Annotated in this window: 23 protein-coding genes; 13 read left to right on the top strand and 10 right to left on the bottom strand. The window is 63.8% G+C overall.

Features of this window, described 5'->3' with window-relative positions:
* Positions 1 to 55 precede the first annotated feature (55 nt).
* Positions 56 to 271 carry a hypothetical protein gene (locus QY325_14270; GenBank protein WKZ65922.1) on the top strand — a complete coding sequence of 72 codons (216 nt, stop codon included), beginning with the start codon at positions 56 to 58 and terminating at the stop codon, positions 269 to 271.
* A 40-nt stretch (positions 272 to 311) separates the two neighbouring features.
* Here QY325_14270 and queG read toward each other — a convergent pair whose 3' ends face one another.
* Complete coding sequence (queG, locus tag QY325_14265) at positions 312 to 1,241, bottom strand: tRNA epoxyqueuosine(34) reductase QueG (GenBank protein ID WKZ65921.1); 930 nt, start codon at positions 1,239 to 1,241, stop codon at positions 312 to 314.
* 110 nt (positions 1,242 to 1,351) lie between these two features.
* On the opposite strand from queG, the gene QY325_14260 reads away from it, so the two are divergent.
* Positions 1,352 to 1,753: a YciI family protein gene (locus QY325_14260; protein WKZ65920.1), complete on the top strand. Its 402-nt coding sequence runs from the start codon at positions 1,352 to 1,354 to the stop codon at positions 1,751 to 1,753.
* Positions 1,754 to 1,875: 122 nt separating this feature from the next.
* Here QY325_14260 and QY325_14255 read toward each other — a convergent pair whose 3' ends face one another.
* Positions 1,876 to 2,199 (bottom strand): hypothetical protein, encoded by a 324-nt coding sequence (locus QY325_14255; protein ID WKZ65919.1) that lies wholly within the window; start codon positions 2,197 to 2,199, stop codon positions 1,876 to 1,878.
* A gap of 53 nt (positions 2,200 to 2,252) precedes the next feature.
* Entirely contained in the window at positions 2,253 to 2,648 is a 396-nt protein-coding gene (locus QY325_14250; GenBank protein WKZ65918.1) for a hypothetical protein, read from the bottom strand.
* Positions 2,649 to 2,769: 121 nt separating this feature from the next.
* On the opposite strand from QY325_14250, the gene QY325_14245 reads away from it, so the two are divergent.
* The 3 genes from QY325_14245 (at position 2,770) to QY325_14235 (ending at position 5,079) form a co-directional block, all read left to right on the top strand.
* Positions 2,770 to 3,987, top strand: coding sequence for a helix-turn-helix domain-containing protein (locus QY325_14245; protein ID WKZ65917.1), 1,218 nt, complete (start codon positions 2,770 to 2,772; stop codon positions 3,985 to 3,987).
* Positions 3,988 to 4,094: 107 nt separating this feature from the next.
* Positions 4,095 to 4,679 (top strand): hypothetical protein, encoded by a 585-nt coding sequence (locus QY325_14240; GenBank protein ID WKZ65916.1) that lies wholly within the window; start codon positions 4,095 to 4,097, stop codon positions 4,677 to 4,679.
* 25 nt (positions 4,680 to 4,704) lie between these two features.
* Positions 4,705 to 5,079, top strand: coding sequence for a DUF4260 domain-containing protein (locus QY325_14235; protein WKZ65915.1), 375 nt, complete (start codon positions 4,705 to 4,707; stop codon positions 5,077 to 5,079).
* 129 nt (positions 5,080 to 5,208) lie between these two features.
* Here QY325_14235 and QY325_14230 read toward each other — a convergent pair whose 3' ends face one another.
* The 3 genes from QY325_14230 to QY325_14220 are packed head-to-tail and all read right to left on the bottom strand — an operon-like array spanning position 5,209 to position 6,988.
* Positions 5,209 to 5,970 carry a LytTR family DNA-binding domain-containing protein gene (locus tag QY325_14230; protein WKZ65914.1) on the bottom strand — a complete coding sequence of 254 codons (762 nt, stop codon included), beginning with the start codon at positions 5,968 to 5,970 and terminating at the stop codon, positions 5,209 to 5,211.
* Positions 5,971 to 5,974: 4 nt separating this feature from the next.
* Positions 5,975 to 6,514, bottom strand: a complete 540-nt coding sequence (locus QY325_14225; GenBank protein ID WKZ67989.1) for a histidine kinase — start codon at positions 6,512 to 6,514, stop codon at positions 5,975 to 5,977.
* Positions 6,515 to 6,520: 6 nt separating this feature from the next.
* Positions 6,521 to 6,988 carry a hypothetical protein gene (locus QY325_14220; GenBank protein ID WKZ65913.1) on the bottom strand — a complete coding sequence of 156 codons (468 nt, stop codon included), beginning with the start codon at positions 6,986 to 6,988 and terminating at the stop codon, positions 6,521 to 6,523.
* Between the two features lie 341 nt (positions 6,989 to 7,329).
* On the opposite strand from QY325_14220, the gene QY325_14215 reads away from it, so the two are divergent.
* The 7 genes from QY325_14215 to QY325_14185 all read left to right on the top strand — a co-directional run bounded on the left by QY325_14215 (position 7,330) and on the right by QY325_14185 (position 12,287).
* Positions 7,330 to 7,542 (top strand): hypothetical protein, encoded by a 213-nt coding sequence (locus QY325_14215; protein ID WKZ65912.1) that lies wholly within the window; start codon positions 7,330 to 7,332, stop codon positions 7,540 to 7,542.
* Between the two features lie 30 nt (positions 7,543 to 7,572).
* A complete protein-coding gene (locus tag QY325_14210) occupies positions 7,573 to 8,418 on the top strand; it encodes a hypothetical protein (protein WKZ65911.1) in 846 nt (281 codons plus the stop codon).
* The gene (locus QY325_14205; protein ID WKZ65910.1) at positions 8,415 to 9,440 is read left to right on the top strand and encodes a S41 family peptidase; all 1,026 of its coding nucleotides are present in this window, start codon (positions 8,415 to 8,417) and stop codon (positions 9,438 to 9,440) included. The genes QY325_14210 and QY325_14205 overlap by 4 nt, the downstream gene beginning before the upstream one ends.
* Positions 9,441 to 9,509: 69 nt before the next feature.
* On the top strand, positions 9,510 to 9,752 hold the full coding sequence (locus QY325_14200) for a DUF433 domain-containing protein (protein ID WKZ65909.1): 243 nt from the start codon (positions 9,510 to 9,512) through the stop codon (positions 9,750 to 9,752).
* On the top strand, positions 9,749 to 10,108 hold the full coding sequence (locus QY325_14195) for a DUF5615 family PIN-like protein (protein WKZ65908.1): 360 nt from the start codon (positions 9,749 to 9,751) through the stop codon (positions 10,106 to 10,108). The genes QY325_14200 and QY325_14195 overlap by 4 nt, the downstream gene beginning before the upstream one ends.
* Positions 10,109 to 10,223: 115 nt before the next feature.
* A complete protein-coding gene (locus QY325_14190; protein WKZ65907.1) occupies positions 10,224 to 10,358 on the top strand; it encodes a hypothetical protein in 135 nt (44 codons plus the stop codon).
* A gap of 857 nt (positions 10,359 to 11,215) precedes the next feature.
* Positions 11,216 to 12,287, top strand: a protein-coding gene (locus QY325_14185) for an IS3 family transposase (GenBank protein WKZ65906.1) whose coding sequence is annotated in 2 segments (ribosomal slippage) — positions 11,216 to 11,481 and positions 11,480 to 12,287 — 1,074 coding nt in all. Because the reading frame shifts where the segments join, the coding sequence is not laid out codon by codon here.
* Positions 12,288 to 12,338: 51 nt separating this feature from the next.
* Here the strand turns inward: QY325_14185 and QY325_14180 are convergent.
* Together QY325_14180 and fdhF are read right to left on the bottom strand one after the other, a co-directional pair.
* Positions 12,339 to 12,800 (bottom strand): hypothetical protein, encoded by a 462-nt coding sequence (locus QY325_14180; GenBank protein WKZ65905.1) that lies wholly within the window; start codon positions 12,798 to 12,800, stop codon positions 12,339 to 12,341.
* Between the two features lie 160 nt (positions 12,801 to 12,960).
* Positions 12,961 to 15,837 carry a formate dehydrogenase subunit alpha gene (gene fdhF / locus QY325_14175; GenBank protein WKZ65904.1) on the bottom strand — a complete coding sequence of 959 codons (2,877 nt, stop codon included), beginning with the start codon at positions 15,835 to 15,837 and terminating at the stop codon, positions 12,961 to 12,963.
* A gap of 64 nt (positions 15,838 to 15,901) precedes the next feature.
* Between fdhF and QY325_14170 the strand changes: the two genes are divergently transcribed.
* Positions 15,902 to 16,399 carry a hypothetical protein gene (locus QY325_14170; GenBank protein ID WKZ65903.1) on the top strand — a complete coding sequence of 166 codons (498 nt, stop codon included), beginning with the start codon at positions 15,902 to 15,904 and terminating at the stop codon, positions 16,397 to 16,399.
* Positions 16,400 to 16,796: 397 nt separating this feature from the next.
* Here QY325_14170 and QY325_14165 read toward each other — a convergent pair whose 3' ends face one another.
* Positions 16,797 to 17,507: a head GIN domain-containing protein gene (locus QY325_14165; GenBank protein ID WKZ65902.1), complete on the bottom strand. Its 711-nt coding sequence runs from the start codon at positions 17,505 to 17,507 to the stop codon at positions 16,797 to 16,799.
* Positions 17,508 to 17,621: 114 nt separating this feature from the next.
* Complete coding sequence (locus QY325_14160; GenBank protein ID WKZ65901.1) at positions 17,622 to 21,995, bottom strand: hypothetical protein; 4,374 nt, start codon at positions 21,993 to 21,995, stop codon at positions 17,622 to 17,624.
* Between the last annotated feature and the right edge of the window lie 160 nt (positions 21,996 to 22,155).

Raw genomic sequence — 22,155 nt, 5'->3', positions numbered from 1 at the left:
CCCCCCTCCCCCCGGCGATTCGATCTATCTTCAGCCTCGCTTAACCCGTACCGTGATGATGGACCAAGGAAGGAAGATGATGGAGTTCAGCAAGCAGGTGCTTCAGAAGGTCAGCTTCGACCCCCGCCTGTTCAGGAAGGAATTGATCAAGGCCCGCAAATGGGTGGGCCAGCGCGACCAACTGGTGCTGAAGGCCTGGTGCCTCGCCACCTTCGGCCACCTCTACAAGGACGTCATCCTGGAGGTCTTCAAGAGCACCATGCGCAGCTGAGCGCCGCAGGTCCGCATCCGCGGTTTCCGGAAGCGCCCGTTTAGCCCGTACGCTTGAGGAAATCGAGCGTGCGCTTGAGGCCGGCGTATTTGGCCCGTTTCACCGCACTGCCTTCGAAGAGGCGGTCGAAGACGACCTCCGTCATGCCGTGCCACTCCTCCCCGGTAAGCCCGAGCAGTTCCGGCTTGGGGGCGAACTCGGGCTCCGCATGCGGCACGCTGAATCGGTTCCATGGGCACACCTGCTGGCACACATCGCACCCGAAGGCCCAGCCGTCCAGCTTCCCAGCGAACGCACCGGGAATGGCCTCCTTCAGCTCGATGGTGAGGTAGCTGATGCAGCGGCTGCCGTCCACACCGTAAGGCGTGATGGCGTCCGTGGGGCACGCATCGATGCAGCGCCGACAGGTGCCGCAATGGTCGGTGGCCGGTGCATCGGGCTCCAGCTCCAGGTCGGTGATGAGCTCGCAGAGGAAAAAGAAGGAGCCCGCACCCCGGCGGATGACGTTGGTGTGCTTGCCCCGCCAGCCGATGCCAGCCCGCTCCGCCCAGGCCTTTTCCAGCACGGGCGCGCTATCGACGAAGGCCCTGATCGCCACCTGCCCGAACCGCTCGGCGATGAAGCCCATCAAGGGCTTCAGTCGCTTCCGCACCACCTTGTGGTAGTCCCGCCCATAGGCATAGGTGCTCAGCTTAGGCGCCTCGGGGTCGGTCTGCCTCTGGGGCGTGTGGTAATTGCACGCCAGGCTGATCACGCTCCGGGCGCCCGGCACCAGTCGGCGCGGATCGAGCCGCAGGTCGAAATGGCCGGCCATATAGCCCATGGTGCCGTGCCGGCCCTGCCGCAGCCATTGCTCCAGGCGCGGCGCCTCCTCGGCGAGGAAATCGGCACGTGCCACCCCGCAGGCCAGGAATCCCAGCCGATGGGCTTCCGCCTTGATGGCCGCGGATCGCTGGCGCGCATCGGGCATGCGGGCAAGATAGCTGCCACCCGATGCAGCGGTGGTCCCTTTCCAGGTATCGCAAGGCTTGCGCATCCGAGCTGCGCGCGGCACCTTTAGACGGCCGAAGCCATCGCCGCATGCACCGACTCCTCCTCCTGCTCCTGCTCATCCCCTGCGTTACCCCCATGCTGGCGCAGCGCACCTTCGATGTCACCATCGCGGACAGCACCTACCACATGAAGCAATACTGGTTCGTGCTCTACACGAAGGGCGATGGACCGGCGCTGGACAGCCTTACCGCCGCGACCCTGCAGCAGGCGCATCTGGCGCATCAGGATGCCCAGGCCGCCAAGGGCCTCATTGTCATGGCCGGTCCCTATGGCAAGAACGACGAAGGCTGGCGCGGACTGCTGCTGTACGACTGTGACACACGCGAGGAGGTTGAAGCGAACTTGAAGCAGGACCCCTTCGTGAAGGCGGGTCGGCTGAAGTACACCATTGCTCCGTGGTGGGGTGCTGTGGGGACGAAGCTGCCCTGATCAGCTCACAACCAGTATCCGGATCGACCTTCCGTTCACCGTGACCACATCGCCGGTCCTCCTGCCGCGCAACGCTTGACCGATCGGTGAGGTGAGGGAGATGGCGTAGCAGGTTCCATTCGTCATATCCAACGCCCCCAGTCCGATGGCGACGAAGTAGGTCCCTTGGCCGTGGTCACCAAGCTTCCGAAGCCCACGTGCTCGTGCACACGGTCCACGGGCACGCGCGCCAGTTCGTGCTGCATGGAACGCATGCTGACCAACCGGCCTTCGAGCTGGTCCAGTTCCTGCTGCATCATGGCGCGGCCCACTTCATGCTTGTCGCCCGCACTGCTCTTCGTGTCGCTGTTGCGTGCCTCCAGCGTGGCGGACAGTTCGGCCTGGAGTGCTGCTGCGCGCTGCTCCAGCACGGTGCGCAGTTGAGCGATCACGGCTGCCTTGTCCATGGGGCGAAGGTCGGTGCTGCGACCACAGATCGACCGCTCGCGACATGCCCATTTCAGCCCACCAGCCCCCGCAGCTTCGCCATCCACCACGGCGCCAATGCCGTCACGATCGGCACCAGCACCCAGATGCGGCCCTGCGAAAGGTCGTAGTCCAGCAGCAGTTCGGACCACGACTTCTTGAAGAGGAAGTGCCCGGCACCGAATTCGAAGGCCAGTGTCAGGACCAACCAGAACACGCCGATGCTCCAGGCCTGCTTCGCATGCGAGGGGCCGAGCCAACCGATGCCCAGCCAGGTGGCGCCCAGGATCAGCGCGCACAGCATCACCGTGCTGATGGCCAGTCCTGCGGCAAGGCCGGTGAACGGGATGATGAACTTGAGGCGCACGGTGCCGTTCCCGATGGCGAGCACCATCAGCAGGAACCAGAAGAGGAAGGCTTTCCACCACATGGGGAGGTTTTCCGAAAGTTCGGTCGGTCCCTCGGTCCACGCCAAGTGGTCGATCGGGTTTTCGCAGCAGTTCGGGTCCGTCACGTTCAGCACGATCGCCATCCCCTCCCGATCTTTCGGCGTGCAACTGCTCGCGCTGGTCATCTTCGCCGCCGCCATCCAGGGGCTCTTCCTGGCCTACCTGCTGGTGAACCGCCACGGCGGCTCGCGCGAGCACCGGCTGCTGGCCGCACTGGTGGCGGTGATCTCCATCTCGCTCCTCGGACCGGTGCTGGGGCTGTCGGGCTACTTCCGACAGTGGCCCCACCTGATCCGCATCGGCGATCCGCTGGTGCTGCTCTATGGGCCGCTGCTCTTCTTCCACGTGCAGGCCATCACGGGCCATGCCCGGGTGGGACAGGCCTGGCTGCACTTCCTGCCTTTCGTCGGCTATGTGCTCAGCCAGCTGCCCTTCTACCTGCTGAGCGGACCGGAAAAGGTGGCCTTCGGCGAGCAGGTGCTGCTCAGCGGGAAGCTGTCGCCGCCCGTGGCCGTGATCCTCAGCGTGCGCACCCTGCACATCCTGGGTTATACGGCCTGGTGTATCGCGCTCATCGTGCGCTACCAGCGCGATCTGCGCGACCGGTTCTCCCACATCGAAGCCATCGACCTGCACCGCGCGCTCTTGCTGCTGCGGGTGTTCAGCGCCTTCAGCTTGGTGTCCATGGCCATCACCGGTGCCTGCATCTTCCTCCACGTCAACTTCGTGGTGCTCAATGGCATCATCGGACTGGTCCTTAGCGCCTGCATCTATGCCCTGGCCTACAGCACCTGGGGCCGTCCGCCTGCTCCGGAGCTTGTGCCATTGGTTCAGCCCATCCCTACCGCCCCGCCGGAACCGGCCTACCAACGGGTTCCTGACGATAACCCTGTGCCTGCAACGGAATCGTCCGATGCTCCGCTCCCTGCGTCCGGATCGCCGGGTGCAAGCACGGGTCGAAGCCGATTGCACCTCTCCAATGAGCAGTACGCACCCTTGGCCGAGCGGCTCCGAACGGTGCTGGAGGGGGAGCGGGCCTACCTGGAGGGGGAGCTCTCGCTGGCCCAGCTCAGCGATCGGATCGGGGCACCCGCCTACCTCGTTTCCGAGGTGATCAGCCGGCACTACCAAGCCAGCTTCTTCGACACGGTGAACCGCCTTCGGGTGGAGGAGGTGAAGCGCCGCCTAACCGATCCGGCGCATTCCCACCTCAGCATCCTGGGGGTGGCGATGGATTGCGGGTTCAACACCAAGAGCAGCTTCAACGCGGTCTTCAAGAAGCACACGGGACGGACGCCGTCCGAGTTCCGGAAGTCCTAGAACAGCAGGAGGTACGACCTTCGGAGAAATGGCGTCCGACCTTCAGGGAACGGTCGATGGAGGGGGTATGGCCGGGGGACTTTTGCCCCATCAATCCCCCCCAAGCCATGTTCAGGCATTCCCTTCCCGCACTTGTTTCCCTGCTCCTGCTCACCCTGGCCCTGGTGCCCCGGGTCAGGGCCCAGGAGACCGCCCCGCGCATCCCCACCACCTTCGAGCTGGAGGTGGACCCGCTGGCCTACATCATGAACGGATATTCCGTCCATGCCATCTATGCGCCTGGGCATCTGCGCTTCGACTTGGGTGCCTACGGCCTGGAGCTGCCCGAGGGCCTGCGCACCAACGAAGGCTTCAGCACCCAGCACGGCGGCTACGGCCTCAAGGTCAACTACTCCTTCCACGGCATCAAGGGCCTCTTCGTGGGCGTGGGCACCGGGTACAGCACCGAAGAAGCCACGCACCTGGAGAGCGGCACCTCCGCCACCGGCCATACCGTGGGCGTGGGTGTGCAGGTGGGCTACCGCTTCTTCCTGATCAAGGATGCGAACGGCCGACCCCGCGGCCTCTACCTGGCCCCGTGGATCGGACTGGACCGCAACTTCCATGTGCACGAGGTGCAGTTCAACGGACTGGAGTACAAGCAGAGCGATTGGCAGCCCTTCCCCACGGTGCATATCGGCTACCGCTTCTGAACCAACCCTCCAACACCTCGCCGTCATGAAGAAGCTCATCCTCCTCGAATCCATCGCCCTCTTCCTCGGCGCCTATGCGGCCACTCTGTTCGGCGGCAACCCCTGGTGGCTCTACCTCGTGTGGTTGCTCGCGCCCGACCTCAGCATGATCGGCTACGCCTTCGGGCCACGCGTGGGCGCCATCACCTACAACCTGGCGCACCATCAGGCGATCGCGATGGTCGTTCTCGCGCTGGGCGCCCTGCTGCACCACCCGCAGGTGCTCTTCGCCGGCTGGGTGCTGCTCGGCCACAGCGCCATGGACCGCATCTTCGGCTACGGGCTGAAGTACCCCGATGCCTTCAAGCACACCCACCTGGGCTGGATCGGCGGGAACAGCGAAGCACCATCGAGGCCATGATCGGCCATCTGTCGGTCCTGGCATAAAGCCGATCCGAAGGCTGGATGTCGTGGGTGCGCACTTCAGGTGTTCCATGGTGCGGAGCTTGATCAACTTGTGTGTCACGATCCGGCGTCATGCCCGATCGCATCACTTCCCCATCCACAGCTTGAAGGCCATGGCCCCCTCGCGGCTCACGATGGTCTCCTTGTCCAGGGCCGGTTTCAGGATCACCTTCAAACGTCCGTTGAAGTGGTTGTGGATCTCCTGCACGGAGCGCACATGGGCGATCACGGAGCGGTTGATGCGGTGGAAGTCCTGGGGGTTCAGCATGGTCTCCAGCTCCTCCAGCTTGTACTCCGCCACAAAGCGACGTCCATCCCAGGTGCGGAACAGGGTGATGCGGTCCTCGGCGTAGAAGTAGGCGATCTCCTCGATGCCGATGGCGATCAGCTTGTTCCCCTGTTTGGCCAGGAAGCGGGACCGGTATGCGCTCCGTCCCTGTTGCAGTTGCTCCAACAGCCGGTTGATGTCGATCGCGCCGCCGCCGAACTGCGAGCGGAGCCGCGACAACATGCCCAGCGCGGCCTGCAGCTCCTCCTTCCGCACGGGCTTCAGCAGGTAGTCGATGCGGTTCACCTTGAAGGCCTGCAGCGCATACTCGTCGTAGGAGGTGGTGAAGACCACGGGCGTCGTGACCTCCACCTGGCTGAAGATGTCGAAGCACTGTCCGTCCGCCAGCTCGATGTCCATCAGGATGAGGTCCGGTGCCGGATGGCTGCCCAACCACTCCACACTGTCGCGGATGCTGGGGCAGATGGCCAGCACGCGATGGGCGGGATCGATCTCGTGCACCAGCGCAGCGAGCCGTTCCGCCCCGAGCTGTTCGTCCTCGATGATCAGGATGTCCATGGGTTCATTCCCCCAGCAGGGGCAGGATTACGCGGAAGTCCGCTGCGGTCTCCTCCACCTGCACGGGCGGGGCTCCCAGCAGGCGGAAGCGCTCGGTGATGTTCACCAGCCCCACCTTGTTGGAGTGCATGCGGCTGTTGCGGCGCTGCAGGTTGTTGTGCACTTCCAGGCGGTCGTTGCCCACGGTGCGGATCGTTACGGTGAGGGGCTGTGCCTCAGAGATCACATTGTGCTTCACCGTGTTCTCCACCAACAGCTGCAGGGCTTGTGCGGGCAGGCGCCGGCCCAGCAGGTGCTCGTCCACGGCGATCTTCAGCACGAAGCCCTTACCGAAGCGGGTCTTCAGCAGGTGCTCGTAGGAGCGGATGAACTCCAGCTCATCCTCCAGGGAGCTCAGGTCGTGCTCGCGGCCGCGCAGCAGGTAGCGGTACACGCGGGAGAGCTCCTCCACGAACTGCTCGGCCCGCTTCGGGTCCGTGCGGATCAGGGCGCTCAGCGAGTTGAGGCTATTGAAGAGGAAGTGCGGGTCCACCTGGCTCTTCAGGCTCTCCTAGCGGCTCTGCATGTGCAGCCGCTCCATCTCCTGCTTCTCGGCCAGCAGGCTGGCGTTGAGCTGTCCCGTATAGTTCAGTTCGAATACGCCCAGGACGATGATGCTGACCAGCACCGCGCCGAAGACGTGGTTGACCCAGTTGAAGCCCAGCTCATCCAGGTCGCCCTGCAGGATCAGCTCTTCCGGAAAGTCGGAGGCCACGCTGGTGGCGAAGCAGAGCAGCAGCACGAACACGAAGGTTCCGCGACGGCGGTCCATGTTCTGGTCCGCCTGCGGGTAGCGGCGCTGGTACCCTTGGATGATGGCGTAGGCGCCGAAGAGCGTGATGCCCCAACGGCCGAGCGTGGTGAGCACCATCAGGAGCTCCTGGGTCGCGTTGGTACGGCTCCAATCGTAATCGCCGGTGAGGTTCAGCGCGGAGAGCAGGAAGATGATGATCAGCTTGAGCGCGAGCGGACACCGCATGAACGGGAGGCTGCCAGGAGCGGCTCCGGTCATTCCATCCGATCGCTCCGTCGCTTGTGCGGCCATGCTGGAAAAGGTCGGGTGTACGTTGTGGCACGAAGGTGAGCTGTCCCGGGGCAGGATGAAAGTGCCGTCCGCATGGAACGACGGAAAGGGCGTGTGGAACGTACTGCCCGCCGTGTGAACCGATGTCCACACTTCCACAGCGTTCGCCGTCCCTGGTGCGCCTTGGCCTGATACGACGCAGGATGCACTTCATGTCGCTCTTCGTCCGGTTCACGTGGTCACCTATTGGGTAAGGGGATCGGGCCGCGGACGTTTGCATCCGTAAACCGAACGCCATGCAACGGCGCGTCCTCATCAGCTTCCTCTTCCTGCTCCTCTTTCAGCTGGCGGCCCACGCCCAGGCAACGTCGGACACCACCTGCACGGCATCGGTACCGGCGCCGGAACCCACCTTGCGCGAGGCCCTTCACCAGGTGGCCAAGGGCGATGTGCCATGCAAAGGCCGCACGCTGGGCAGATGGTCGCACACCATGCAGGCCGAGGCTTGAAGATCACCGTACGCTGAACCGATCACCGACATGCACTGCACCGTTCGATCCCTGCTGCTCCTGCTTCTCGTGGGAATGCTCACCGAGGCCCGCGGTCAACAGGGCTACTTCCAACTCACGCCCGGGATCGATCGACTGCTTGTGCGCGATCGTCAGGTCGGCGATCTGGTGCACCGCGCCGACCTCGCCCGCCTCGGCTTCACCTATGCGCATACCGGCCCCAAGGGCGATTGGGTCTTTCACCTGGCCTACGGCAGGGGCCTGCTGGCACCCACCTCCACCGGGGCACGCACCAAGCTCTTCCGCACCTGGAACTGGGATGGTAGCGTCACCGATGAACCGATCCCCATGGACCGCCCGATGTGGATGGCCGAACTGCGCGTGGCGCGCACCTTCCATGCGGGCCCGCAGGTGGATGGCAACGGCTGGTACTTCGGACCGGCCTTGGGCTGGACCGCCAACCGGCCGCAAGGCTTCGCCCCCGTGGGCCAGATGGCCTGCGCCACCTTCGATGGCCTGATCGGAAGGGCGTACGTGTCCGGGCGTCACAGGATAAACGCTGAGTTCTCGCTCACCCTCGTCGCGCTCATGACCCGTGAGCCCTGGTCGCGGTCGGTCTCCGTGCCCGGCAACATGGGCCGCATCACTTCCTTCTTCGACAGCGGCACCACCTGGGCCGCGCCCTGGCAGCTGTTCCAGGCGCAGCTTGACCTGCGCTACGCCTACCAGCTCTCCACGCGGTTCGCGATCGGCCTCGGGGTGCACATCGGTTACCTGAACGATGCCGAACGCGATGGGCTCGATCACCCCGCCCAACTGCGCCTCTTCCACCGCCGCCTCGAAGCAGCCCTGACCCACAACCTCCTCAAGCGATGAAAGCCTTCAACCTCCTTGCCCTGGCCACCAGCGCGGTCCTGCTCAGCTCCTGCCAGAAGACGATCTTCGGCGATGAGCCCGCCGCTGATCCCGTCAGTGTCTTCGAAGGCCTGCACCGCACGGTGAAGGAGCACTACGGCCTCTTCCGCGTGAAGACCCTGGATTGGGACAGCCTCGGCAACGTGTACCGCCCGCAGGTGCATGAGGGCATGAGCGATGCGCAGCTGCGCGAGATGCTGGCCGCCATGCTCACGTCCTTGAATGACGCCCACATCACGCTCTATCCGAACAGCGCCGACCTGCCGCGCTGGTCCATCGATCTCGTGAACGGTGCCTTCATCGACACCACCTTCCACTTCGCCACCGTGAAGGACCATTACCTCACGGAGCACCACGAAGTGAATGAGGCCGTGGAGTACGGCAGACTCGCGGACGGGCACGGCTACATCCACATCCGCCATTTCGACGGCAGCAACAACGACTACACCAAGGGCCTGCGCGATGCCGTGCAGGCGCTGGCCGGCACCACGGGCCTGGTGGTGGACGTGCGCGACAATGCCGGCGGCTTCGACCCCTTCGCGCAGTACAGCGCGGGGCTCTTCACCGGCCAGGCCGCCACCTACATGCGCGTGCGCCGCAAGACCGGTCCCGGGCCGGACGATTTCGGGCAAGAGATCCAATGGACCACCACACCCACGGGACCTGCGTATGCCAAGCCGGTGGTGCTGCTCACGGGTCGCGGATCGCAGAGCGCCGCCGAGACCTTCGCACTGGCCATGCGCACGCAACCCCATGTGGTGCATATCGGCGACACCACCGCCGGGGCCTTTGCGGACAACGCCTTCTTCGAACTGCCCAACGGCTGGGGCGTCACGCTCTCCATCGCCGATCACCGCGATGCGAACGGCATCAGCTGGGAAGGCCGCGGACTACCTCCGACCATCGTGGCGGTGGCCGATCGGGATGGGCTGAACGCCGGGGTGGATGCCGCGCTGGAGGCGGCGATGGAGGCGTTGCCGTGAGGGGGCCAGGGTCAAAGACTCACGGCCAGGGGGGTGGCCATCTCCTCAGCCGCACATTAACTTCGCTTCATGAACTGGCAGGAACACATCACCAGTGACAAGGCCATCCTCGGTGGAAAGCCCACGATCAAAGGGACGCGCCTTGCGGTGGAGCACATCCAAGGGCGCCTGGCCGATGGCTGGACGAACGAGATGCTGCTGGAGAGTTTCCCGACGCTGAAGCCTGAACACATCCAAGCGGTGCATGCGTTCGTGCTCGAGTGCATGGTGGACGGCATGCTCATGTGGCCCCTTCCCGGCAAGGCGGAGTGAAGTTCCTCGCAGACGAAAATTTCCCGGTTCCCAGTCTCCATGCGCTGCGTTCGGCAGGGCATGATGTAGTCCACGTGAGCGATGTGGCCGCCGGGTCAACGGATGAGGATGTTGTTGCGATCGCCAACCGGGATGCCCGTACCGTGCTCACTTTCGATAGCGACTTGGGGACCCTGGCCATCGCACGCAACCAGAAGGCGCTGGGCGGCATCGTATACTTCCGCCTGTTCAGTTACCGGCCGACCACACCGGCGGAAATGCTGTTGGACTACTTACGTGCGGATCCCGAGGTCGACCTATCGGGACGGATCACCGTGTTCGACCCACCGCGGGTGAGGCAGCGAAAGTTCGAGTAGGCGGTCATCGCCTGGCTCGAACCTTTTCCATCCCATCACCATCGCAGACACCCTGATCGCGTCCTCCTGGAGGTGGCCGGTCATCAGGTGGAGATCGAACAGAACGACTGGCGCGATGATCAAATGCGCAACCTTGCTGGTGGATGGCACACCGGTACACACCATCGACTACACGGACGGACTGCCGCACGATGAACGAGTGCAACAGATGATCGCAGTGGTGTTGAAGGCGTTGCGGGAAGCGGTATGAGGGCCCCGGGTCACAGATTCGCGATAGCCGGGTAGACAAGGCACAAATGCGCGGTCGAAGGCTGCTATGCCTATGAAGGTTGTTCAGCGACCATCATAGCTAGCTCCCCTTCTTTCATCGTCCGTGGTATCGTGTAGCATGGACCGACATTGGAGTTGAATCTGTGGTTTGGGTAATCATGGACCCATGTGCCCAGTACCATACTGCCGGTCAAACCCTTGGGCCAAAGCTTGAACTCATCCTCGCCGGCAATTGCATCATCGATATAGAATCGAATGAAGTTCTTGTCTGCCGACCACTCTACGGTAAAAAGGTGCCAACCTGCCGAGAGCTTAGTCGGGCTGTTTATCATGAGCTTTGGTGGCTCCATCGCATTGCACCAGAACGACCAAGTGCCTGCTTTGGACTCCATACTTGGTGTTACACGTCGGATAGCCCAAGCATTAGGGTACTTGGCGTACTCTGGATTCCCGTAATTGAGCCCTCGATTAGCTGCATGGCTGACTATGTATTGGTTCAATGGGCGTCTGCTGCGAATCTTGTTGTGCTCATCCGTGACCAACGCCCATACTGCCAATGTACCTCGAGGCTCAGCGAGAATATCGCTCGACATGGTCGGGTCCTGATGCTTTTCCCATCCAAGATGATCAGAAGGAGCAACCTGACTTCCTACTTCAGAGTCCCGAGTGTTTGACTCGTCGCTACTTGTTACTAGTTGTTGTGCAAGCCATCGCCCGATTTCATTGTAAGCTTCCCCGAAGTTCGGCCATTCATTGCTGGAGGTGAAGTGATCCTTGGCCCCGCGGGGCCAAGGATCGCTTCGGCCGGCCAGGGGCTACATTCAACCACACGTAGCCATGAGAAAGAGCAAGTTCACCGAGCATCAGGTCATCGCCATCCTCAAGCGTCACGAGGCTGGCTCGAAGGTGGCCGACCTGTGCCGCGAGCACGGGATCAGCAACGCCACGTTCTACCAATGGAAGGCCAAGTATGGCGGCATGGAGCCCAACCAGGTCAAGCAGCTGCGTGACCTGCAGGAGGAGCTCAGCCGCCTGAAGCGCATGTACACCGAGCTGAGCATGGTGCATGATGCCTTGAAGCAGGTGGTGGAAAAGAAGTGGGGCGCCTGACGAGAAGCGCGAGATCGTTCAGGCGATGATACAGGAGCACAGCATCTCCGAGCGCCAAGCCTGCGGCAGCGTGGGCTTGGCGCGCAGCACCGCGCAGTACTGCAAGACCCCAGCGGATGACACGCCCATTATCCAGGTCTTGGAACAGCTCACCCAGAAGCACCCGGCCATCGGGGTGTGGCAAAGCCATCATCGGATGCGCTTGATGGGTCACCTGTGGAACTTCAAGCGGGTGTATCGGGTCTACACCGGTCTGGGCCTCAACATTCGTCGCAGGGCCAAGAAACGGCTGCCTGCACGGGTGAAGCAGGCGCTGTTCCGTCCTGCTGGTCCGGACCAGGTCTACAGCATCGACTTCATGCATGACAGCCTCTGGGACGGCCGGACCTACCGCTTGCTAAATGTGATCGACGACTACAACAGGGAGGTGCTCGCGATCGAGGTGGACACCTCACTGCCCGCACTGCGCGTGATACGCGTGCTGGAACGCATCAAAGCAGTGCGTCCGCTGCCCAAGATGATCCGCGTGGACAACGGCCCGGAGTTCATCAGCGCCAAGCTCGACCACTGGTGCCGCGAACACGGCATTACCTTGACCTACATCCAGCCAGGCAAGCCCACCCAGAACGCCTACATCGAACGCCTCAACGGCAGCATCCGTCGTGAACTGCTCAGCGCCTACGTGTTCCGTACCTTGGACGAGGTGCGCGAGAAGGCCGATGAGTGGATGACCGATTACAACCATCACCGCCCACACAAGGCGCTTGGCTACCGGCCGCCAGCGCCCATCCGATCCTAAACCTATGCCCCAGGAGCCTCTAGTTATGATCGGCCCGAAAACAGGGGAAGCTTACACAGCATCCATAGTTCTTTGAGCATCACTAATTCCACGCCCAGCCATGTTCCAATTACCCCTGATGTCTTCGACATGGACATCTGTATTGGAGTTAATCCCGATACGAACTTGGAACCGCAATTCAATCTTCCGCTGCTTTCCATTGTGTGATTTAAGCTTCTTCAGAATCAGTTGAGCAAGGGTTATGTGTTCGTCGAAAGCCCTTTCACCGAGCAAGCAAATACAAACGCCGTCACCTGTTGGCAACAGCAACGATTCGACCCCATCATCAAAAGGTATTTCCAGCTCCGCCAATGTGTCCTTTACAATTCTTCCAAGTGCATCGATGATCATCACTTGGTCATCAGCATTTCTCCCAAGCTGTGTGAATTTCTCAACGTCCAGGAATACATAGTGAGCAAGGCGACGAGTCATTCGTCTCTTGCCAAGTTTCCGCGTAGCCGTGGATTTGTTCATATCGTTAACAAAGTATGGGCTCAATGTAGCAATGCCCGAAGCCTCAAATTCAGCGTGACGGATTGAAGCGGAAAGCCCGCAAGCGAGGAGGAACGACGAGTGCGGACTTGTAGCGGAAAGCCGGACCCCGGCTGCATTTGAGCCGGGGGCACGCCCTCACTCACGCCTTCTCCACTACCTCCCCCGCCTTCCGCAAGTGCGCCTTCTTCGCCTTGCGGATCCTACACGTCACCACCTTGTACTCCGGACACATCGCCAGTGAATCGCTCACGCTGCTGGTGATGATGTTCAGCATGATCTCCGGGAAGTGGAAGGTGCTGGAGAGGATGCCGGGCTTTACCTCATCGGTGATGCGGGCCTTGATATCCACCTTGCCGCGCGGGCTTTCCACGCAGACCATGTCGCCCTCGGCGATGCCGTTCTTCTCGGCGTCGGCGGGGTTGATCAGCAGCACGTCCTCGGTGAGGATCTCGCCGTTGCCGGTGCGCCGCGTCATAGCACCGCAGTTGTAGTGCTCCAGCTCGCGGTTGGTGGTGATGATGTAGGGGTAGTCCTTCTCGTTGGTGCGCACCTCGGGGCTCTTCTCCCAGGGGTTGAAGATGAACTTGCCCAGCCCTCGTTTGAAGGTGTCGGTGTGCAGGATCTGCGTGTCGGTGCCGTCGGGCTTCACGGGCCATTGCTTGCCGTTCTCCCCGAGCTCGTCCCACTTCACCCCGGCGAAGAAGGGCACGATGCGGCTGATCTCCTCCAGCACCCAGCGCGGATGGTACTCCTTGCTGGCATTGCCGCTGCGGCGACCGGTCTTCTCCGCAAAACGCTCCATGATGTCGCAGGTGATCTGGCCGTCGGGCTTGGTGCCTGCGATGGGCTCCACGGCGGCGTTCACGCGCTGGATGCGGCGCTCGCCGTTGGTGAAGGTGCCGCTCTTCTCCAGGAAGCTGCTGGCGGGCAGCACCACGTGGGCGAGCTTGGCGGTCTCGGTCATGAAGAGCTCCTGCACCACGAAGAGCTCCAGCTGGCCCAGGGCCTTGCGCACGTGCAGCGTGTTGGGGTCCGTCTGCGCCATGTCTTCGCCCGCCACCCAGAAGGCCTTCAGCGTGCCCTCCAGCATGGCGTCGTACATCTGCGGGATCTTCTTGCCCGCGTGGTGGGGCAGCTCCACGCCGTAGAACTGCTCGTACATCTGGATGTTCGCGGGCTCGTCCACCGCGAAGTAGCCTGCCCCCTGGTGGGGTTGGCAACCCATGTCGGCCGCGCCCTGCACGTTGTTCTGGCCGCGCAGCGGGTTCACGCCCACGCCGCGGCGACCGATGTTGCCGGTCATCATCGCCAGGTCGGCGATCTGCATCACGGTGAAGGTGCCCTGGTAGTGCTCGGTGACGCCCAGGCCGTGGAAGCTCATGGCGGCGGGTGAGCTGGCATAGGCTTTCGCGGCTGCACGCACCAGGTTCCGGTCCACGCCGGTCTCGCGCTCCATCGCGTCGATGTCCACGGCGAGGATCTCCTTCTTGAAATCGGCCCAGCCTTCGGTGCGCTGGTCGATGAACTCCTGCTTCACCCAGCCTTCCTTCACGATGAAGTGCATCATCATGTTCAGCAGGGCCACGTTCGTGCCGGGCTTCAGCTGCAGGTGGTAGTGGGCGTAGCGGGCCAGCTCGGTGCGGCGCGGGTCGATCACGATCAGGGTCTTCCCCTTCATGATCTGCTGCTTGATCTTGGCGCCGGTCACCGGGTGGGCGTCGGTGGGGTTGGCACCGATCACCATGATGGTGTGCGTGTCCTTCAGGTCGTCGATGCTGTTGGTGGCCGCGCCGGTGCCGAAGGTCTTCTGCATGCCCAGGGCCGTGGGGCTGTGGCACACGCGCGCGCACGCGTCGATGTTGTTGGTGCCCACCTGCGCGCGGAAGAACTTCTGCATGAGGTAGTTCTCCTCGTTGGGGCAGCGCGCGCTGCTCACGCCGGCCAGCGCGTCCGGACCGTGCTGCTCGCGGATGCGGATGAAGCCGTCCACGATGAAGTCGTAGGCCTCGTCCCAGGTGGCGGGAACGAGCTCACCGTTCTTGCGGATCAGAGGCGTGCGTAAGCGCTCGGGGTGGTCGTAAAAGCGGAAGGCGTAGCGGCCCTTGAGGCAGGTGTGGCCCTGGTTGGCCTCGGCGTCGTAGGGCGCGGTGATGCCCGCCACCTTGCCGTCCTTCACCTTCACCTCCAGGTTGCAGCCCACGCCGCAATAGGTGCACACGGTGCGCACCACTTCATCGGCCTTGATCTCCTTGGCGCGGAACACGTCGGTGATGGCACTGGTGGGGCAGGCCTGCGCGCAGGCGCCGCAGCTCACGCAATCGCTGTCCTTGAAGCTCTCGTTGGTGCCCTTGACGATGTGGTTGTCGAAACCGCGCCCGGCCATGGTGAGCACGAACTCGCCCTGTACCTCGTCGCACGCGCGCACGCACCGGTAGCAGCTGATACACGCGCTGAGGTCCGATACCATATAAGGATGCGACCGGTCCATCGGCGTGTCCAAGTGGTTCTTCCCCTTCGGGTAGCGCACGCTGTCGATGTCGAAGCCGATCTGCTGGACGACGTTGTACAGTTCGTTCCGCCCGTGGTCCTCTTTCTTCAGCCGCTCGGTGTCGTAGTCGGTGAGCACCAGCTCCACGATGTTCTTGCGCAGCCGCTCCATGCGCGGGCTGTTCACCGTGATGTACATGCCCTTGCCCACGGGGGTGTGGCAGGAGGCCATCACGCGGGAGGGTGCCGACCCGGTGCTGGGGTCCTCCATGCTCACCTCCACGCTACACACGCGGCAGCTCCCGAAGGGCTCCAGGTTGGGCGCATCGCAGAGCGTGGGCACCGGGTTGGGGCCCAGGTGGCGGCGCATGAACGCGAGCATGGTCTCGCCCTTGTTGATCGGGTAGGCCACCCCGTCGATGTAGGCGACGTCGACGTCGGAAGCGACCTTATTGGAGGATGATGGGGCGCTTTGCGTGCGTGCGGCCGGAGCAATGGAGGGACCGGTCTTGGCTTGCGGGTTGAACATGGCGGGAGGCTTGACGCACGAAGATAGGATGGCCCGAGAGGGCCTCCCCCAAGCTCGGCGGCCGATGCGTGCTGCCCTCTTAACGGCGGGTTGGCTCACCGCCAGCGGCAAGGCTGGGCAGTTCGCTGATGCCGCTCGCCTGAACGCGGAGGACTGGCGCCACGATGAGATCACCCTGCTCACCGCATACCATCAAGGACGCTTCGGCTTCGCGGAGACCGGGATCGGCAGGAGCATCCATGGGGTGGCGCATCACCCTTCGGCATCGGCTATCACGCTGGTGCCGAACTGCGCGCGGATCACCCTATTGGTCGGCTGGAAGGTCGGCGGGTACTTCACCGCGGGCATCGCGATGGGATTTCACGCCATCCGTTATCAGGAGAGAGCGATCGGCTGCACGGTCCTCAGGCCGGAGATCGGCATCGGTGTCCTCAAGGCGAAGCTCACCTATGCGGGCGACGTCAGCCTCTCATCGCGACGCATCGATGGCATCAGCACGCATCTGGTGAGCATCGCTTGTGCTTTGCGGCTGGCGAGGCCTTCAGGAGATGCGCGGTGCTGATGCATCAGCGCTCTCGCGAATGATCGGTGCGCGCACTCATGATCGCAATCGATCGATGCAAGGCAACGTCACCATCATCATCGATCATCATCACGAGCGCATCATCGGATCATCGCTTCAACGATTTCAACATACCATGGTGAGCAACATTATCATCACATGTAGCGTACGCATGCCTCCACGATGCTACGTTTGGCATCAAACCCATTTCACCATGGCTAAGAAAGCTGCCAAGAAAGCGACGAAGAAAGTAGCCAAGAAGGCCACCAAGAAGGCCGCGAAGAAGGCCGTCAAGAAGGCCACGAAGAAGGCTGCGAAGAAGAAGTAGTGTCGGTTCACCGACGCACGAAGGGGTCCGGTTCACCGGGCCCCTTTGCTTTTCCAGGCCTCTCGGTCCTCAAGGCCTCACGCGCAGCGATCCGCTTCCGGTGATGCGCTTGCTGAGCGAGGCAGGCTTGCGCGCGAGCGCGATGCCGCCGCTCCCGGAGATCGAGGCATCGACGCGGCCGCTTGCATCCGCTCCGATCGATCCGCTGCCGCTGACCGATAGCGCGGCATCGCGGCAAGCGAGCCGCGCAGCATCGATGTCGCCGCTTCCGGCGATGCCGCACTTCAGGGTGCTGCAGCGGCCCGCCAGCCTGATGTCGCCCGATCCGGAGACCTCGGCCTCCACAGCATCGCAGTCCAGTTGCAAAGTCATGTCTCCGCTTCCGGAGACCGACAGCCGCACGGCACCAGCGGTGAAGGCCACCTCACCCGTCACCTCACCGCTGCCCTCAATGCTCACCATATCGATCGAAGGCGCCTGGATGTGCACGACGAAGGGCTTCTGCGTGCTGTAGTCGCTGCGCGTGGCGATCATCCAGATGCCGTCCTTCACCTCCGTGGTGACGAGGTCGGCGATGTTCGCCTGCGCCTCCACCGTCACGCTCGTCGTCTTCCCGGGGGTGAGCCGCACATCCATGGATCCGCGCAGGGCGATGCCATGGAATGGCGGCACCGTGAGGTTCCTGCGGACGACCTCTCCGGTGCCCTTGACATGGGTGTAGCGGATGGTGGTCGCTGAGACGGCGATGAGGGCGGCGATGGCGATCAGGAAGGTGCGCATGGCGGATGGATCGGTTGAAGCGAAGCTATCCGCGCACGTGGAGGGGCGCATCCCCGATACACGAACGGCGGCAGGGCTTGATGCCTGCCGCCGTTCGAAGGATGGCCTGAAGGGCTATTCGATGATCACGCGCGCGTGCAGCACCGCATCGCCGATGATCACCCGGCACACATAGGCGCCGGCGGGCCACCGCGCGGCATCCCATCCGATGCGCGTGGGCACACCGGCCTCGGTGCGGCCCTGCGCGATGCTGCCCATCCACGCTCCGCTGAGGGCATAGAGGTCGACGGTGTATCCCTCCTCCCACTCCACGGTCGGGATCAGCACCGTGGTCTCGCCGCGGGTGGGATTGGGGAACAGCGTGATGCCGAGGTCGAAGCCTCCGCCGACCCCGGCATTCGTGCCGGTGGGTTCGAACGCCATGCCCGTGCCGCCCGGGCAGGTGAGGTAGCCGTTGCCCTGACCGGCCACGCTGTAGCCGTTGTTGATGTTCGCCAACGCCGATGCGATGGTGATCAAGGGGTACTGGGCCACGCATCCGCCGATGGCCTGGTCAGCGTGGTTGATGAGCTGCTGCACGGTCCAGCCGCCGAAGGTGCCGGCGGAGATCACCATGTTCTTGAGCTGGGTGCCTGAAGGGCCGAAGGCCGGATTGATCTCGTCCATGCGCACGGTGATCTTCAGCGCAGCAAGGTGTCCGAGCAGCGTATTGGAGATGGACGTTCCCGGATCGATGGTGGTGCCGACGGGCAGCAGCGCGGCCGTGCCGGTGGTGGGCAGCGTGGTGATGACGGCATTGGCCGTGGTGAATCGGAGCAGCCGGCTCCCGCAGCCGAGCGTGAGGTAATTCGGCGCTGGGAAGGCCGCGGCCCAGTTGCTCGTCATGTAGCCGGAGAGATTCGTGGCATTGGCCGCCGAGCCCCATACGCCTTGCGTCACCGTCCGCGGCTCGGTGCAGCCGGCACCAGCCAGGGTCATGCTCACGGAGCAGGTGGACTCGCAGCCGTTGGCACCGCGCACGGTGACCGTGTAAGTGCCCGATGACTGCACCGTAGCCGTGGCCGTGGTCTGCATCGGTGTCGTGCTCCAGGCGTAGGTATAAGGGCCCGTGCCGCTCGTGACGCTCACCGAGACCGTACCACTGGCCGGTGACGACGAGCAGGTGATCACAGGTGCCGCGATGGTGGACACCACCGTGGTGCCTGAAGTGGCGGCACAGCCCCCGTTGGTTACGGTGACGGTATAGTTGCCGGCAGTGGTGGCGGCATAGGTCGCGGCCGTTGCGCCGCTGATGTTGGCGCCGCTCCTGCGCCATTGATAGGTGTAGCCCGTGCCCGTGGCGGCGTTCAGCGTCACCGACGACCCGGTGCAGAAGGAGGCGCTGCTGCCATTGGTGATGGTGGCCGTTGGCGCGGTGCTCACCGTCACCGTGGTCGCATTCGAAGTGGCGCTGCAGCTGCCGCTGGTGACCACCACCGTGTAGCTCCCCGCGAGGTTGGCCGTGTAGGAGGCTGCGGTGGCACCGCTGATGGCCGTTCCGTTGCGCCGCCACTGGTAGGTGTAGCCCGTGCCGGTGCCGGCGTTGAGCACCACGCTGCCGCCGCTGCAGAAGCTCGTGGAGCCAGCCGCCGTGATGGTCGCGCTCACCCCGCCCGAAGCGCTCACCGCGATGCCCGACGAGGCGTTGGAGCATCCGCTGCTGGTGACCACCACGGAATAGGTGCCGCTCTGGGTGGCCGTATACGTGCTGGCGGTTGCACCGCTGATGGTCGCGCCATCGCGCCGCCACTGATAGGTGAGGCCGGTGCCGGTGTTCGCGCTGAGCGCTACGCTACCGCCGGTGCAGAAGCTGGTAGGACCTCCGGCGGTGATGGATGCCGCGGGAGCGGTGCCGATGGCGACGGTCGTCGCAGCCGAAGTGGTGGAGCAGCCGCCGCTGGAGACCACCACGGTGTAGCTGCCGGCCGTGGTCGCGGTGTAGCTGGCCGCAGTGGCGCCGCTGATGGACGTGCCGTTCCGACGCCACTGATAGGTGAGCCCCGTTCCTGCATTCGCGCTCAGCACCACACTGCCGCCGCTGCAGAAGCTGGTGGCTCCGCCGGCCGTGATGGTGGCGGCCGGCGGCCCGGTCACCGAGACCTGGAGGATGGAGGAGTAGGTGTTGCAGCCGTTGCTGTACACGATCACCGAATAGAAGCCGCTGGTCGTCACCGTGTAGGTGGAGGAGTTGGCGCCGGTGATCCAGGTGCCGTCACGGCGCCACTGGTAGGTGAAGCCGGTGCCGGTGTTGGCGCTGAGCACCACGCTGCCGCCGGTGCAGAACGTGGTGGGGCCGCCGGCGCTGATCGTGGCCGCCGGCGGGGTGGCCACCGTGACGGTGACGCCCGCGGATGTCGTGGCGCAGCCCCCGCTGCTCACCACAACGGTGTATGTGCCGGCCGTGGTGGCGGTATAGGTGCTCGACGTGGCCCCGGTGAGGTTGGTGCCGTTCCGCCTCCACTGATAGGTGAGGCCAGAGCCCGTATTCGCGCTCAGCGTGACGGTGCCGCCGGTGCAGAAAGAGGTGGGGCCGCCGGCGGTGATGCTCGCCGTGGGGCCGGTGGGCAGTCCCGTGCACTGGCAGTTCGCGTTCCAGGTGTCGTTGGTGGTGCAGGCGTTGCCATCGTTGCAGGGCGTGCCGGGTACCGATGGGCCGCCGACCACTCCGTTGCAGTCGGGACCGGTGGACCCTGCGGCGATCGCCGAAACGCCCAAGGAGAGGTTGTAGTAGCTGCCAGAAGGCTCAGTGATGAGGCGCACCGCACGGACCATGTACTCCCGACCGGCGACGAACGGCACCGTGGCGCTGGTGTGCGTGGTGCCGGTGACCGGCGCGTTGGTGATGCGCGTGACGGCACCCGTGGAGGCCTCGATGCTGTAGAGGTGGTAGCCATCCACGGTTTCCGTGGAGGGCGACCAGCTGAAGGAGGCGAAGCCACCGGCATTGCTGACCGAGAGGTTCGCGGGCGGCAGCAGCATGCGCTGCCGCAGCGAGGGGTCGCCCATGAGCGCCAGGTGGGCGCGGCCGATGGACCCCTGCCAGCCGTCGGTGAGCGGGGTATAGAGCGCGCTGTTGTTCATCGTCATCAGGGTGCTGTACCCGATGTTGGCGCCCATGCCCATGTGGTGGAAGTACCAGGCCGGTATGGCCGCCCACACATTGGTGAGCGCCTGCCCGCTCGCCAAGGGGGCGCGCAGGAAGTTGTTGCGGTTGTCCCAATCACCGAAGTAGCTGCCGAAGGAGAGGTTGAAGACGCCGCCCGTGGTGACGGAGGAGGCCCAGGACTCGGTAGTGCCGCACCGCGCCGCGCCATTGTAGGTGAGCACGCCGCCCGTGGTGGCCTGCACGCCGCCCCCGCTGAAGTAGGTCCAGAGATAACTCTGGTTATGCAACAGCTGCGGGTACTCATACATATTATGGTTGGCAGCCGTGGTCTGGGCGGTGCCCACCAGCGGCGGGAAGCTTCGCCAGGCGCTTGCCGCGAGCGGGTTGCTCACCCACTGAAGGTTGTCGTACACAAGCGCACGCTGCTGGGGGGTCCATTGCTTCACCTTGTAGGCGTGCAGCTTGTTCAGGTAGGCCCGCAGGAGCTCGGTCTCGCTCTGGCTGAAGGCCGGCATGTCATGGAAATCCACGCGGCCCACCTGCAGCTCGAGCGGACTGGGGAAATTGCTCTGGTCGAATTTCCCGTCGCCTGGGATGTTGCGGTTCTCAGCGCGCTGCGGTCCGCTGTTGTTCACGCTGTTGTCCGTCCAGGTGCCGTTGATCTCGCCGTAATAGCCATCACAGGGCCACGCGCCGCTGTGCTCGCTGTGGCCATCGGGCGCTTGGTTGCCGGAGTAGGGAACCGCCAAGTGCCCGACGATGAAGACGGCCTTCGTGTTCTGCGGATCCGCGTTGTAGTGGCCGAGGATGGTGCTCTTCACCGTGGCCACGGAAGCGGTGCGGGCCAGGTTCGTGCGCACCACCGCCCAGCCATCCATGCGCAGGTCCTTCTCCAGCGTGGCCAGCTCACTCGCCAAGGGCGAGGAGAAGGTATTGTCCACCAGCAGGATCATGCGGCCGCGGTAGTCCACCGGCGGCACCGCGATCCCCGAGCTGATATAGCCGTTGCCCGTCACCCCTCCGGCCACGCGCACCACCCGGTATTCGTAAAGGGTGCCGACCGCCACGGTGTTGTCCTGGTAGCTCAGGCTCGAGGCTGCCGGCGTGGCGATGGCCGAGCCCCAGGAGGTGGCATCGGCGGTCTTGCGGTAGATGGTGATGGACGTGGTGCTGGCCATGGCCGCCCACGACAGGGTAATCTGCGCGGGTGCCGCCTGCACCGTTGCACTCAGCTGCACAGCGGCCCGCTGGGAGCTGGTCTGGGCCGTGGCGCCCGGCGATGCCGCGAGGAGCAGGATGGCTGTAAGGGATGCTTGCAGGAATACCGCTCGGAACTGCTTCATGGTCCGTCTCGCTCCGCCGGGTGGACTGGTTCAGCATCGCCCGGGATCCTTGCCCATCCCGTTGCCCGAGTCCTGCATGCGGAGCTTCATGCCGGCCTTGGCTGCCACTTGGATCTTCCATTTCCAAGTGAGCGATGCGCCGAAGCTACCACCACATGAC

The sequence above is a fragment of the Flavobacteriales bacterium genome, assembly GCA_030584065.1.
Taxonomy (GTDB): domain Bacteria; phylum Bacteroidota; class Bacteroidia; order Flavobacteriales_F; family PHOS-HE28; genus PHOS-HE28.
Note: the sequence above shows the minus strand (reverse complement) of the source record. Positions and strands in the feature narration are given on the sequence as shown.